Origin of the sequence: Nonomuraea gerenzanensis, assembly GCF_020215645.1 — a bacterium.
GTDB lineage: Bacteria > Actinomycetota > Actinomycetes > Streptosporangiales > Streptosporangiaceae > Nonomuraea > Nonomuraea gerenzanensis.
This window is the reverse complement of sequence record NZ_CP084058.1, coordinates 3,061,792-3,075,493: the sequence shown is the minus strand read 5'-3', so window position 1 is coordinate 3,075,493 and position 13,702 is coordinate 3,061,792. Positions and strand designations below refer to the sequence as shown.

Sequence of the window (13,702 nt, the reverse complement as noted above, 5' to 3'; positions counted from 1 at the left end):
TGCTGACAAAGAGTCAACATTACTTTCGGGAGGTTTCTTCGCATCCGTACCTTGAAGTCCATCTGCCCCATCGGCATAGTGGACGGACCACAGGCGCACCCAGTCGTGGCGGGCAACCTCGGGGGGCGGTAGCAAGGTCACGACTGCCCGGGCGCAACACCACGCGCGGAATTGGACATTGACGGATGAGCTCGCCCCCGCCTCTTCGCACCAAGCTGCTCAGGATCCTCCTGCTTCCGCTGGTCTCCATGGTGACCCTCTGGGGCTTCATCGCCTACTCCAGCGTGGATGAGATCACCACCGTCTCGCAGATCCAGAACCGGTGGGAGTCCATCGGCGCCCCGGTGCTCCAGCTCATCGTGGAGTTACAGAAGGAGCGGCAGCTCTCGGCGCAGGCGCCGGACGGCACCGCGACCTACAAACCGCTGACCGAGCAGCGGCTCGTCACCGACAACCAGGTCAAGCGGCTGCGCGAGATCATCTCGACCCTCGACGTGGACGCGGTCGGCGAGACCCCGGCCCAGGTGCAGGCGATGGTGCAGGCCCTCGACGGGCTGCAGTCGCTGCGCGCCTCCGCCGACGGCGGCGTGCTGGCGCCCGCGCTGACGATCGTCGAGGCGTACAACAACCTCATCGCGGTGGCCAACCAGCAGTTCACCGACCGTGACGCGATGAGCGACGCCTCGGCCTACCAGTCCGTACGCGGTATGACGGCCTACAGCACCTCGGCCGAGTACCTGTGGCGGGAGCACGCCGTGCTCACCACCACGATCGTGCAGCGCAACATGACCCCGACCGACCGCGCGGCGTTCGTCGCCGCCATGACCGCCCGGCGGCTCGCGCTGGCCAACGCCGAGCGGGACGCCAGCCCCGAGCTGCGCGCGGCCTACGACCGGCTGGTGAGCAGCGACGCCTACAAGCGGGTGGTGGCGGTCGAGGACGAGCTGTTCTCCTACGACACCGGCGGGCCGCCGCCCGTGTCCGCCACCACGTGGCGCGGCGACGCCGAGACCGTGCTGACCCAGATCAACCGCGACACGCAGACCGAGCTGGTCCGCGCGGCGGTCTCGGGCGAGGCGCAGAAGAACGGCGCCTACTGGCGGATCGGGGCCGTGCTGCTGCTCGGCCTGACCCTGGTGATCCTGTCCCTGTGGCTGTCGTACCGGTTCGGCCAGTCGCTGATCGCCGAGCTGCGGCGGCTGCAGGGCTCGGCGGTGGAGCTGGCCGAGGAGCGGCTGCCCCGGCTGGTGGAACGGCTGCGCCGCGGCGACGACGTGGACCCGGCCACCGAGGCCCCCGGCCTCGACCGGGCCGAGACCGCCGAGGTGGACCGCGTCGTGCACGCCTTCTCCGCCGTACGCCGCACGGCGGTCGAGGCCGCCGTCGGCCAGGCGACGCTGCGCAAGGGCGTCGCCCAGGTCTTCCTCAACCTGGCCCGGCGCAACCAGGCCCTGCTGCACCGCCAGCTCGCGCTGCTGGACACCATGGAGCGGCGGGCCGACGAGCCGGAGGTCCTGGAGGACCTGTTCAAGCTCGACCACCTGACCACCCGCATGCGGCGGCACGCCGAGAACCTGATCATCCTGTCCGGCTCCTCCCCCGCGCGCCGCTGGCGCGACCCGGTGCCGCTGTTCGACGTGGTGCGCGCGGCGGTGCTGGAGGTCGAGGACTACACCCGCGTGACGGTCGCGCCGATGCCGAGCTCGCCGCTGCTGGTCGGCGCCGCCGTCACCGACGTGATCCACCTGGTCGCCGAGCTGGTGGAGAACGCCGCCGTGTTCTCCCCGCCCAACACGACCGTGCAGGTGCGCGGCGTGACGGCGGCCAACGGGATGGCGCTGGAGGTCGAGGACCGCGGTCTGGGACTGAACGACGCCACCCTGAACGAGCTCAACGCCCGGCTGGCCGACGTGCCCGAGTTCGACCTGGCCGACAGTGACCGGCTCGGGCTGTTCGTGGTGGCGCGGCTCGCGGCGCGGCACGGGATCAAGATCGTGCTGCGGCGGTCGCCGTACGACGGGACCACCGCGATCGTGCTGCTGCCCGCCACCCTGCTCGCCGACGCGGAGCCGCTGGCCCTCACCGCCGGGACCGCCGCCGGCTCCGGGACCGTGACCGGCTCCATGACCGGCTCCGTGACCGGCTCTGTGGCGGGCTCCGTGACCGGCTCCGTGACCGGTGCCGTGAACGGGCGCGCGACCCGGCCCGTACGCGGCACCTGGTTCGAACCCGACCCCGCCCAGAACAGGACCGATCCCGGCTTCCCGCAGGACTTCCCGCCTTCAGGACCGGTGCCGGACTTCCCACCGTCCGTGCCGGAGTTCCCGCCGTCGCTGCCCATGCGGGAGCCCGTGCAGGACGACGGCCCCGCGCCGGTGTCCGGGACGGCGTTCCCGCCGGGCAGCGACCTGCCGGACCCTGATCCGGTGATCAGGTTCGGGAACGGTCCTGCCACGACCTCCGGCCCGCCCACCGGCTGGAGCGTCACCGTGCCGCCCCAGGAGGCGGACGAGGATCTCGACGGGCTGCCCATGCGGATCCCGCAGGCCAGCCTCGCCCCCCAGCTGCGCGTGGACGCGCGGCCGGAGCGGCGCGGGGCCGGCGGGCGCTCGCCCGAAGAGCTCGCACAGCTCATGTCGTCCATGCAACGCGGCTGGCAGGAAGGTCGCCAGCAGGCGAAGCAGGAGCCCGACATGTGGAATCGAAAGGACGACCAACCCGATGCCTGACCCCAGAAGCGAACTGAGCTGGCTGCTCGACGACCTCATCCAGCGTGTGCCCGGCATCCGGCACGCCATCGTGCTGTCCGCCGACGGGCTGTCCATGGGCAGCTCCCACGGCCTGACCAGGGAGGACGCCGAGCACCTGTCCGCCATCTCCGCCGGCAGCCACAGCCTCGCCCTGGGGGCGGGGCGGCACTTCGGGATGGGTGGCGTCCGGCAGACGATCATCGAGTTGGAGGAGGGCTTCCTCTTCGTCACCGCCGCGGGGCAGGGGGCTCGGCTGGCGGTCCTGGCCACGGCCGACGCCGAGCTGGGCATGGTCACCTACGAGATGGCGCTGATGGTCAAGCGGGTCGGCGAGCACCTGTCCGCGAATCCGAGGGGAGCGGCACCGGCACCTGCCTGGAACGGCGCGAGACCATGACAGGGGAGGATCCCGGGCCGCTGATCCGGCTCTACGGGCTGACCGGGGGCCGGGCGCGTCCGCAGGGCGAGTCGTTCGACCTCGTGGCCATCGTCATGACGGCCGGCGACTTCCCCCAGCCCGCGGACCTGTTCCCCGAGCATCGCGCGGTGCTGTCGCTGTGCCGCAGGCCCACTCCGGTGGCCGACGTCGCGGCGCATCTCAGGCTGCCCATCAACATCACCCGCGTGATCCTCGGCGATCTGCGGCGGGACGGCCTGATCAGCATCGAGCGCCCGCGCCCTGTCGCGCAGACCATCGACGAACGCATCTACAGGGAAGTGCTGGATGGGCTACGCAGTCTCTGAGCCTGGTACGACCAGAGCTCCCTCCGCCCTGGCCATCAAGATCCTCATCGCGGGCGGCTTCGGGGTCGGCAAGACCACCATGGTCGGCACCATCAGCGAGATCCGGCCGCTGCACACCGAGGAGTTGCTGAGCGACCGCGGCATCGGGGTGGACGACATCTCGGGCGTGGAGTCCAAGACCACCACGACCGTGGCGCTGGACTTCGGCCGCATCACCATCCGCGACGGGCTGTGGCTGTACCTGTTCGGGACGCCGGGGCAGGACCGCTTCTGGTTCATGTGGGACGAGCTGGCCCTGGGCGCGCTCGGGGCCGTCGTGCTCGCCGACACCCGCCGGCTGCAGGACTGCTTCCCGGCGGTGGACTACTTCGAGCAGCGCGGGATCCCGTTCGTGGTGGCGGTGAACTGCTTCGACGGCGCCCGCCGCTACGAGCCGGGCAAGGTGCGGCGGGCGCTCGGGCTGAGCGAGCACATCCCGATCGTGCTGTGCGACGTGCGGCGGCGCTCGTCGGTCAAGGAGGTGCTCACGACGCTCGTCACGTACGCGGTCAAGGGGGCGTGACCGTACCGGGAGCCAGCGCGGCCTCGCGGAGCACCCGCGCCAGGCAGGCGGCGGCCTCGGGCATCGGCCCCGGCATCCTGGCCAGCAGGAGGCGGCGCCGCTCCTGAGGCCCGCCGCGCACCGGCAGGACCCGCACGCCCGGCGGCACCACGGCCTCCAGCACGGCCTCCAGCACGGCCGGCACGGTGGTCGGCCCGCACCCGGCGGCCACGAGAGCCAGCTTGGCCAGCCAGTCGCGGGCGGAGCGCGCGATCTCGGGCCGCTCCTCCAGGCCGGGCCAGGCGCCCATCCCCGTGCTGTCGCCCGCTCCCCCGGCCGCGGCGGAGCCTGGACCGGCGATCCAGCGCTGCCCGTGCAGGTCGGCCGTGAGCCGGTTTGCCGCCGGGCGCCCCGGGTAGTCGGGAGTCGGCGGCCCCGAGCCACCGACCCCCTTCGGCGACCCCCCACGCCTGCAGCCTGTGAGGGTCGTGAGGAGGGGGTCTTGAGCGAGATCCACGGGGTGTGCGAGCCCAGGTTCAGCGCGGTGCGCGAGGCGTTCTCGCGCAACTTCGACGAAGGCCGGGAGCTGGGCGCCTCGGTGACCGTCTACCAGCGTGGCCGGGCCGTGGTCGACCTGTGGGGCGGGCAGGCGGCCCTGGACGCCGCGTGGCAGCAGGACACGATCACCCTCCTCGCCTCGGCCACCAAGGGGCTGGTGGCCGCCGCCGCGATGTTGCTCGTCGATCGCGGCCTGCTCGACCTCGACGCGCCGATCGCGGAGTACTGGCCGGAGTTCGCGGCGGGCGGCAAGGGCGACATCCCGCTGCGGTGGGTGCTGGGGCACCGGTCCGGGGTGGTGACCGTCGATCCGCCGCTGACGCTGCTGGACATCGAGGGGGTCACGGCGGTGAGCGACGCCCTGGCCGCCGCCGTGCCCGCGTGGGAGCCGGGACGGGCGCACGGCTACCACTGCCTGACCATGGGCTGGCTGGTCGGCGAGGTCATCCGGCGCGTCACCGGGGTGTCGGTGCAGCGCTACTTCGCCGCCGAGATCGCCGGCCCGCTGGGCCTGGACCTGCACATCGGCCTGCCCGACGCCCGTGACAGGCGGCTGGCGGACCTCGTGCCGCCCACCGCCGAGCAGCTCCTCCAGGGCCGCGCCAACCCCGCGCTGGCCGGCCTCAACCGGGCCATCTGCGACCCCGCGTCCCTCTTCCACCGCTCGACCTTCGGCAGCGTGGCCCTCGCGGGCAACCCCCTGGCCGCCGCCAGCGTGCCGCAGGCCGAGATCCCGTCCTGCGGCGGGGCGGGCAACGCGGCGGGGCTGGCCCGCATGTACGCGGCGCTCGTCGGCGAGGTGGACGGCATCCGCCTGCTACGCCCCGAGACGGCCGACCGGGCGCGGACCGTGGAGGCGTGCGGGATGGACCTGGTGCTGCGCTGCCACACGTCGTACGGCCGGGGGTTCATGCTGCCGGGCGGGCCCATGTGGCCGGGTGACTGCTCTCCCACGGCCTTCGGGCATCCGGGGGTCACGGGGGTGTTCGCCTATGCCGATCCGGATCACGAGCTGGGGTTCGCCTACGTGCCCAACCGGATGACGGAGCTGATCGAGGGCGGCGACGACCGGGTCAGGAACCTGATCGAAGCCACCCACCGCTCCGCCTGCGCCTGACAGCCTGTCAGCCTGTCAGAGGTAAGGACCGGCACCGCCGGAGGGCGGCCGGGGACCCGGGGGCCGGGGCAGCTCGGGCGGGGCGGCCTGCTGCAGGGTGAGGCCGATCCGGATGCCCTGGAAGACACCCTCCAGCCACCCCACGAGCTGGCTCTGCGCGATCCGGATCTCGGCCTGGGTCGGCAGGTCGGAGGAGGTGGGGAGCAACCGCTCCAGCTCCTCCCTGAGCTCGGGCGCCACGGAGTCCCCGATCTCCTCGACGACCCGCGTGTGGATGTGCTGCAACTGGTCGCGGGCGTGCTCGTCCAGCGTCAGCCCGCGAGCCTCGTCGAGCAGCGACCGCGCCATGGTGCTCACACGCAGCAGCCGCGCGGGCTCCTTGACGCGCCCGATCTCGGCCTCCACGTCCGACCCAGCGTCCGACCCAGCGGCCGACCCAGCGGCCGACCCAGCGGCCGACCCGGCAGCCGACCGACCGGCCGACCCAGCGGCCGGGACGCCGTCACCGGGCGGCCCGTCCGGCGGGCGAGGCGGCGGCGGGCCGCCCGGCACGGGGGGCCTGCCCGGAATCGGAGGTACGGCCTGGCCCCGAGGGGCGTCCGGCTGGTTCGGACCGGGTGCTGGTGTCATGTCGGCGTCCTGTGCGGTCGCGGATCGCTCGAAAGCGCGGTCATGACCGCCCCCTGCCCACGTTCGCCCTGCTCACGCCCTGCCCGAGCCGATCAGGCCCGCACCGGCAGCTCGTCCAGGACCTTGGCGGCCAGCTCCCGCGCCGGCTGCTCGTACGCCCCGGCGAGCGTGCGGGTGACCTGTTCGGCCCGGATGGCGGGCCAGTCGGGCGGCAGGTGCTCGGCGGGCAGGTGCGGGTCCTGGCGGACGAGCTGCAGCCAGTCGGTGTGCAGCAGAAGCTGGCGCGCCAGGTCGTCGGGCAGCGCGGCCTGCGGGTCAGGGACGTCCCAGCGGTCGAGGAAGGCGTGGTAGCGGGCGGCGATCTGCCCGGTGTCGAACGCCTTGCGCACGAGGTCGGCCGACTCGGTCGGGCCGGCGGCGCGGGCGGTCAGCACGGTGACGTGCTCGCGCAGCCCCAGCTCGGCCACGATGGCCCGCACGTCCTTGACGCCGGGAGCGATCCACATCCCGCTCTGCAGCAGCCCGAACCCCGCCCAGCTGAGCTGGGAGCGCAGGTCGTGGCGGGTGGCGCGGCGGTCGTCGGGCAGGGAGAAACCGACCAGGGTCCAGGCCCCGTCCCAGTCGCGATTGACGGCGCCGGTCTCCCACATGCGCCGCCGCCCGTCGTCCAGGACGGCCGTGGCGTGCGCGGTGAGCCCGAAGTACGTCCTGCGCCCCGAACGGTGCCGCGCCAGCAGCCCCCGCTTGACCATACGCGTGAGCGTGGAGCGCACCGCCTCCTCGGTCACGCCGAGGCGGGCGAAGACGTCGATGACGCTGCCCGAGTACACGGCGACGTCGCGGCCCAGCACGTAGACGCCGAGGAAGCTGAACATCAGCGACTGGGGGCGCGTGGACGGGGCGTGAGGCAGGTCGTCTCCCTCGCGGAAAGTCACAAGCCGAGGGTAGACGGATTCGAGATATTGGGCAAAACTTTGACGCAAGTCGCAAGTTTGCCCAACGTCTGATGCGACACGAGGTGACGTGTATGGATTTGTCAGGAAAAGTGGCTGTGGTCACCGGTGCCGGTCGCGGTCTCGGCCGCGCGTACGCCGAGGCGCTGGCCGCAGCCGGCGCGGCCGTGGTGGTCAACGACGTGGACGCCACCACGGCGGCAGAGGCGGCCGCGGCGATCGCGGAGGCGGGCGGCAGGGCCGTGGCCGCGCCGGGAGCGGTCGGCGGCACGGAGGTGGCCGAGCGGCTGGTGAGCACGGCCGTCGAGGAGTTCGGCCGGCTCGACGTGCTGGTGACCAACGCCGGCGTCCTGCGCGACCGGGTGTTGTGGAAGATGTCGGACGAGGACTTCGACACGGTCGTCGACGTGCACCTGCGCGGCACGTTCAGCTGCGCCAGGGCGGCGGCCACCCGGCTGCGCGAGCAGGGCGACGGCGGGCGGCTGATCCTCATCTCCTCCCCCGCGGGGCAGCGCGGCAACTTCGGCCAGACCAACTACGCCGCCGCCAAGGCCGGCATCGTGGCCATGGCCCGCACCTGGGCGATGGAGCTGGCCAGGGCGAACGTCACGGTGAACGCGGTGGTGCCGGTCGCAGCCACCGAGATGACCAGGACCATCCCCGCGTTCGCGCCCATCCTGGAGGAGGCCGAGCGCACCGGCGCGCCGCTGCCCGGCTGGCTGCGCAGGGACGAGGGCCTAGGCACCGTCGAGGACGTGGCAGGGCTGATCGTCTACCTCGCCTCCGACGCGTCCAGGGAGGTGACCGGGCAGGCGATCGGGATCGGCGGCGACAAGCTGGCCCTCTGGTCGCACCCTGCCGAGAAGACCGTGGCCTACGCCGAGGGCGGCTGGAGCGCCGACGCCATCGCGGCGGCCTGGGACGAGTTCGAGCCGGAGACGTACGGCATCCCCGCGCCCAAGGTGCCGGCGCCGTGAACCTCGACGAGCTCACCGCCATCGACGTGCACACGCACGCCGAGGTCTCCAGGAGCGGGCACACGTCGCTGAGCCCCGAGCTGTTCGGCGCCTCCGCCGACTACTTCGGCTCGCACGAGCAGCCCACGATCGACCAGCTCGCCGCCTACTACCGCGAGCGGAGGATGGCGGCGGTGGTGTTCACCGTGGACGCCGAGCACGCCACCGGCCATCCGCGCATTCCCAACGAGGAGATCGCCGAGGACTGCGCCAAGCACACCGACGTGCTGATCCCGTTCGCCAGCGTCGACCCGCACAAGGGCCGCGCGGGCGCTCGCGAGGCGCGCCGCCTGGTCACCGAGCACGGCGTCAAGGGCTTCAAGTTCCACCCCAGCATCCAGGGCTTCGACCCCAACGACCGGCTCGCCCATCCGCTGTACGAGGTGATCGAGGAGCTGGGCGCGATCGCGCTGTTCCACACCGGGCAGACCGGCATCGGCGCGGGCGTGCCGGGCGGGGCCGGGGTGCGGCTGCGGCACTCCAACCCGATGCTCATCGACGACGTCGCCGTGGACTTCCCGCACCTGAAGATCATCCTGGCGCACCCGTCGTTCCCCTGGCAGGACGAGGCCCTGGCCGTCGCCACCCACAAGCCGTCCGTCTACATCGACCTGTCCGGCTGGTCGCCGAAGTACTTCCCGCCCCAGCTCGTCCGCTACGCCAACACCCTGCTCAAGGACAAGGTGCTGTTCGGCTCCGACTACCCGGTGATCACCCCGGACCGCTGGCTCAAGGACTTCGCCGCCCTCGACATCAAGCCCGAGGTCCGCCCCAAGATCCTCAAGGACAACGCCGCCCGCCTGCTCGGACTCAAGGAGAGTGCGCAATGACCATCACCGCGAACGGCCTGACCGAGATCAAAGCCCTGGCCGGCCGGGACCTCGGCCACACCGGCTGGCTGGAGATCGGCCAGGACCGGGTGAACACCTTCGCCGACGCCACCGACGACCACCAGTGGATCCACGTGGACGCCGTCCGCGCCAAGGAGGGCCCGTTCGGCGGCCCGATCGCGCACGGCTACCTCACGCTCGCCCTGGTCATCCCGCTCTTCAACGAGCTGCTGGAGATCCGGGGCGTCAAGATGGGCATCAACTACGGCCTGGACAAGGTGCGCTTCCCCGCCCCGGTCAAGGTCGGCGCCAGGATCCGGCTGGCCGGCCGGGTCGCCGAGGTCGAGGACGTGCCCGGCGGCGGCGTCCAGACGCACATGGACTTCACCGTCGAGATCGAGGGCGAGCCCAAGCCCGCCTGCGTCGCCCGCGCCATCTACCGCCACTACGCCTGACTCCCCTTCCCCCCACCCCCACGAACGGGATCACGCATGTCCAACCCCACCCAGCTGCGCCGCGCCGTGGCCTCCAGCTTCCTCGGCAGCGTCATCGAGTACTACGACTTCCTCCTGTACGCCACCGCCTCCGCCCTGGTGTTCGGCAAGGTCTTCTTCTCCAACCTGAGCCCGCTGGCCGCCACGGTCGCCAGCCTGGGCACGTTCGCGACCGGCTACCTGGCGCGGCCTCTCGGCGGCGTCATCTTCGGACACTTCGGCGACCGGCTCGGCCGCAAGCGCATGCTGGTGCTGACCATGACGCTCATGGGCGTGGCCAGCACCCTGATCGGCGTGCTGCCGACGTACGAACAGCTCGGCGTCCTGGCCCCGATCGCGCTCGTGCTGCTGCGCGTGGTGCAGGGCATCGCGGTCGGCGGCGAGTGGGGCGGCGCGGTGCTCATGTCGGCCGAGCACGCGTCGGGCCGACGCGGCCTGTGGGCCAGCTTCACCAACGCCGGGGCGCCGTTCGGCATGCTGCTGTCCACGGCGGCGCTGAACGGCAGTGCCGCGCTCATGGACGAGCAGGCGTTCCTGAGCTGGGGCTGGCGCATCCCGTTCCTGCTGAGCATCGTGCTGCTGGGGATCGGCCTGTTCGTGCGGTCCCGGGTGGAGGAGACGCCCGTCTTCGCCTCCGCCGCGTCGTCGAGCCCCGGGCCGCGCTCGGCGCCGCTGCTGGACGTGCTGCGCAACCACCCCAAGGCGCTGCTGCTCGGCATCGGGGTCGGGCTGTCGCCGTTCGTGCTGCAGGGCACGCTGACCACGTTCCTCGTCTCGTACGGGGTGCAGGCCGGGTTCGCGCGGCAGCAGGTGCTCAACGGGCTCACGCTGACGTCGGGGCTGGCCGTCGTCGGCATCATCGGCTGGTCCGCGCTGTCGGACCGGGTGGGCCGCCGCCCGATCGTGCTGGCCGGCGCGGTGGCCGCCGCCGCGTACGCGTTCGTGATCTTCCCGCTGGCCGACTCCGGCAGCGTCGGACTGCTCACGCTCGCGCTCGTGCTCGGGCAGTCGATCATCCATCCCATGATGTACGGGCCGCTCGCCGCGCTGTACGCCGAGCTGTTCGCCACCCGCAGCCGCTACACCGGCGCCTCGCTCGGCTACCAGATCGCCGGGCTCGGCGCGGGTCTGGCCCCGCTGCTGTTCGCCCAGATCCAGGCCTCCACCGGAGGCGGCGGCACCGGGCTGATCTCCGCCGTCATCGCCGGGTTCTGCCTGCTGACCGTGGTGTGCACGGCGGCGCTGCGCGAGACGAGCCGTACCGATCTGGGCTCCGCCGCCGATCTCAGCGTCACCCGCTAGGAGCACCCTCATGCGCAACGCCGGACTGGGCGGCTGGCCCGCCCGCCGCGCCCTCATGACCCCGGACCACCCGGCGTTCGTCTTCGGCGGGCGCAGCCTCACCTACGCCGGCGTGCACGAGCGCACCACCCGGCTCGCCGACCGGCTGCGGCGGGCCGGGGTGGCGGCCGGGGACCGGGTCGCCTACCTGGGGCCCAACCACCTCGCCTTTCCCGAGACCCTGTTCGCCGCGCACCTGCTCGGCGCCGTCTTCGTGCCGCTCAACTTCCGCCTGGCCGCGCCCGAGGTCGCGTACATGCTGGCCGACTCGGGCGCGACCGCGCTGGTCTACGCGCCCGAGTGCGCCGCCGCCGTACGCGCGCTCGACGGCACCCCCGCCACCGTCGTGGCGCTCGCCGATCCCGCGCCCGGCGAGCACGCGTACGAGGAGTGGCTCGCGCAGGGCCGCGCGGACGGCACCATCGACGTGCCGGTGACCCTCGACGACCCGGCCCTGATCCTCTACACCTCGGGCACCACCGGACGCCCCAAGGGCGCCGTGCTCACCCACGGCAACCTGGTCTGGAACTGCTACAACATGCTCGTCGGCGTGGACCTGCGCAGCGACGAGGTGACGCTGGTCAGCGCCCCGCTCTTCCACGTGGCCGCGCTGAACCAGACGCTGCTGCCCACGTTCCTCAAGGGCGGCCGCTCGGTGATCATGCCCTCGTGGGACGTGGACCGCTGCTACGACCTCATCGCCGAGCACCGCGTCACCTGGATGTTCGGCGTCACCACGATGTTCGCCGCGCTGGCCCGCTCGCCCCGCTGGGCGGGCGCCGACCTGTCGTCCGTACGCACCCTGATGGCGGGGGGCGCGCCCGTGCCGCCTGCGCTCATCCGCACCTACCAGGAGCGCGGGCTGGTGTTCTGCCAGGGGTACGGGCTCACCGAGACCTCCCCGGGCGCCACCTTCCTGGAGCCGAGCCAGAGCCTGCGCAAGGCCGGCTCCGCCGGCGTGCCGGTCTTCTTCGCCGACGTGCGCGTGGTCCGCCCCGACCTCACCGACACCTCTCCCGGTGAGCCCGGCGAGGTGCTCATCAAGGGGCCGAACGTCACCCCCGGCTACTGGAACAATCCCTCGGCCACCCGGGCCGCCTTCGCCGACGGCGGCTGGTTCCGCTCCGGGGACATCGCGACCCGGGACCCGGAGGGGCATCTGTTCATCGTGGACCGGGCCAAGGACATGTTCATCTCCGGGGGTGAGAACGTGTATCCGGCTGAGGTGGAGGGTGTGCTGGCCGAGCATCCGGGTGTGGCGGAGGCGGCGGTGGTGGGGGTGCCGGATGGCACTTGGGGGGAGGTGGGGCACGCCTTCGTGATCCCGCGTGGTGACGTCGTGGTCACGGGTGAGGGGTTGCGGGGGTTTCTGCTGGGGCGGCTGGCCAAGTACAAGATCCCGCGCTACTTCGACGTGGTGGAGGAGTTGCCGCGCACCGGCTCCGGCAAGATCCGCAAAGCCGACCTCCGCGCCCGGGCCGCCCGCTGACCTCCGCCTTCCGCTCGCCGCCCTACGATGTGATCGTGACTCCGACCCCTCGACGGGCGCCTCGCCCCGCCGCCCGCGGCGCGACCGCACCCAGCATCCGGGATGTCGCCGCCGCCGCGGGAGTCTCGTACCAGACCGTCTCACGTGTGCTGAACGAGTCCCCTCGCGTGCGGCCGGAGACCCGCACGGCGGTGCTGGCGGCGATCGAGAGCCTCGGCTTCCGCCCCAGCCGCACGGCGCGCGCCCTGAGCCTGGGGCGCGCCCGCGGCATCACCGCCGTCACCTCCAACACCGTCCTGTACGGCTACGCGGCCACGCTCCAGGGCCTGGAGGAGGCCGCCAGGGCCGAGGGCATGGCCATGGGCATCAGGGTCGTGGAGTCGGCCGAGCCCGCCGAAGTCAAGCAGACCGTCGACTACGTCGGCGACGCCAGCGCGGGCGGGGTGGTGGTGATCGCGTTCGACCCGCTCGGCGTCGCGGTCCTGGAGGCGCTGCCCGAGCACGTGCCGGCCGTGGCCGCCGCCGAGCCGGCCGCGCCCGACCGGGGGCGGGTCGCCATCGCCCTCGACGAGCGCCGCGCCGCCGCCGACGCCACCCAGCACCTGCTGGGCCTCGGCCACCACACCGTGCACCACGTCGCCATCCCCTCCGAAGGCGGGCGCGAGGGCGCCGTGGCCGGTGGCCGCCTGGCGGGGTGGCGCGACGCGCTGCGGGCGGCGGGGGCCGAGATCCCCGAGCTGATCGGGTGCGGGTGGGACATCCGCTCCGCGTACGCGGCCGGGCAGCGGCTGGCCTCCGCACCGGACGTCACCGCGATCCTGTGCGGCAACGACGACATCGCGCAGGGGGTGCGCAGGGCGCTGTACGACGCGGGCAAGGACGTGCCCGGTGACGTGAGCCTGGTGGGCTTCGACGACATCCCGGGGTCGGCGTACTGGACGCCCGCGCTGACCACCGTGCGGATGGACTTCGCCGGTCTGGGCCGGGCCTGCTTCCACGCGGCCGTGGCCGAGCTGACGGGCGGCCCGCAGCCCGAGCCCGCGCTCACCCCGCCGTCCCTCGTGCTCCGCGAATCCACCGCGCCCCCACGCCACCGCCGCTGAAACGGCACCCCGCCGCGCTCGCCCCCACCGCCGCCTGAGCACCCCTGCCGCGCTCACCTCAGCGCCGCTCCAGCGCCCAGGCGCGCCTCGTCCGGCGGCCGACCACGCTGAACGGTGTGCCCCCCCAACGCCGCTG

Annotated in this window: 14 protein-coding genes; 11 read left to right on the top strand and 3 right to left on the bottom strand. The window is 72.9% G+C overall.

Annotated features, from left to right (window positions below; genetic code table 11):
• Positions 1 to 185 precede the first annotated feature (185 nt).
• Genes LCN96_RS14660 through LCN96_RS14645 form a run of 4 tightly spaced genes read left to right on the top strand, consistent with a single transcriptional unit; the run spans position 186 to position 4,056 of the window.
• Positions 186 to 2,729: a sensor histidine kinase gene (locus LCN96_RS14660; protein WP_225273169.1), complete on the top strand. Its 2,544-nt coding sequence runs from the start codon at positions 186 to 188 to the stop codon at positions 2,727 to 2,729.
• Positions 2,722 to 3,147: a roadblock/LC7 domain-containing protein gene (locus LCN96_RS14655; RefSeq protein ID WP_225273168.1), complete on the top strand. Its 426-nt coding sequence runs from the start codon at positions 2,722 to 2,724 to the stop codon at positions 3,145 to 3,147. Before LCN96_RS14660 ends, LCN96_RS14655 begins: the two co-directional genes overlap by 8 nt.
• On the top strand, positions 3,144 to 3,494 hold the full coding sequence (locus tag LCN96_RS14650; RefSeq protein WP_225273167.1) for a DUF742 domain-containing protein: 351 nt from the start codon (positions 3,144 to 3,146) through the stop codon (positions 3,492 to 3,494). Before LCN96_RS14655 ends, LCN96_RS14650 begins: the two co-directional genes overlap by 4 nt.
• A complete protein-coding gene (locus LCN96_RS14645) occupies positions 3,475 to 4,056 on the top strand; it encodes a GTP-binding protein (protein ID WP_225273166.1) in 582 nt (193 codons plus the stop codon). The genes LCN96_RS14650 and LCN96_RS14645 overlap by 20 nt, the downstream gene beginning before the upstream one ends.
• Here LCN96_RS14645 and LCN96_RS14640 read toward each other — a convergent pair.
• Positions 4,043 to 4,345: a substrate-binding domain-containing protein gene (locus tag LCN96_RS14640; RefSeq protein ID WP_225273165.1), complete on the bottom strand. Its 303-nt coding sequence runs from the start codon at positions 4,343 to 4,345 to the stop codon at positions 4,043 to 4,045. The two genes, LCN96_RS14645 and LCN96_RS14640, sit on opposite strands and share 14 nt — an antisense overlap.
• 192 nt (positions 4,346 to 4,537) lie before the next feature.
• Here LCN96_RS14640 and LCN96_RS14635 point away from each other — a divergent pair, with 192 nt between their 5' ends.
• Positions 4,538 to 5,710 carry a serine hydrolase domain-containing protein gene (locus LCN96_RS14635; RefSeq protein WP_225273164.1) on the top strand — a complete coding sequence of 391 codons (1,173 nt, stop codon included), beginning with the start codon at positions 4,538 to 4,540 and terminating at the stop codon, positions 5,708 to 5,710.
• A gap of 15 nt (positions 5,711 to 5,725) precedes the next feature.
• Here LCN96_RS14635 and LCN96_RS56555 read toward each other — a convergent pair whose 3' ends face one another.
• Positions 5,726 to 6,115, bottom strand: a complete 390-nt coding sequence (locus tag LCN96_RS56555; RefSeq protein WP_263657481.1) for a bacterial proteasome activator family protein — start codon at positions 6,113 to 6,115, stop codon at positions 5,726 to 5,728.
• A gap of 317 nt (positions 6,116 to 6,432) precedes the next feature.
• Positions 6,433 to 7,275 carry a PaaX family transcriptional regulator gene (locus LCN96_RS14625; protein WP_225273162.1) on the bottom strand — a complete coding sequence of 281 codons (843 nt, stop codon included), beginning with the start codon at positions 7,273 to 7,275 and terminating at the stop codon, positions 6,433 to 6,435.
• Positions 7,276 to 7,385: 110 nt separating this feature from the next.
• On the opposite strand from LCN96_RS14625, the gene LCN96_RS14620 reads away from it, so the two are divergent.
• Genes LCN96_RS14620 through LCN96_RS14595 form a run of 6 tightly spaced genes read left to right on the top strand, consistent with a single transcriptional unit; the run spans position 7,386 to position 13,566 of the window.
• The gene (locus LCN96_RS14620; protein ID WP_318528352.1) at positions 7,386 to 8,270 is read left to right on the top strand and encodes an SDR family oxidoreductase; all 885 of its coding nucleotides are present in this window, start codon (positions 7,386 to 7,388) and stop codon (positions 8,268 to 8,270) included.
• Positions 8,267 to 9,139, top strand: a complete 873-nt coding sequence (locus tag LCN96_RS14615) for an amidohydrolase family protein (protein ID WP_225273160.1) — start codon at positions 8,267 to 8,269, stop codon at positions 9,137 to 9,139. The genes LCN96_RS14620 and LCN96_RS14615 overlap by 4 nt, the downstream gene beginning before the upstream one ends.
• Positions 9,136 to 9,594: a MaoC family dehydratase gene (locus tag LCN96_RS14610; protein WP_225273159.1), complete on the top strand. Its 459-nt coding sequence runs from the start codon at positions 9,136 to 9,138 to the stop codon at positions 9,592 to 9,594. The genes LCN96_RS14615 and LCN96_RS14610 overlap by 4 nt, the downstream gene beginning before the upstream one ends.
• A 36-nt stretch (positions 9,595 to 9,630) precedes the next feature.
• A complete protein-coding gene (locus tag LCN96_RS14605; RefSeq protein WP_225273158.1) occupies positions 9,631 to 10,935 on the top strand; it encodes an MFS transporter in 1,305 nt (434 codons plus the stop codon).
• 10 nt (positions 10,936 to 10,945) lie between these two features.
• On the top strand, positions 10,946 to 12,463 hold the full coding sequence (locus tag LCN96_RS14600) for an acyl-CoA synthetase (protein ID WP_225273157.1): 1,518 nt from the start codon (positions 10,946 to 10,948) through the stop codon (positions 12,461 to 12,463).
• Positions 12,464 to 12,492: 29 nt separating this feature from the next.
• Entirely contained in the window at positions 12,493 to 13,566 is a 1,074-nt protein-coding gene (locus tag LCN96_RS14595; RefSeq protein ID WP_311132289.1) for a LacI family DNA-binding transcriptional regulator, read from the top strand.
• Positions 13,567 to 13,702: the final 136 nt, after the last annotated feature.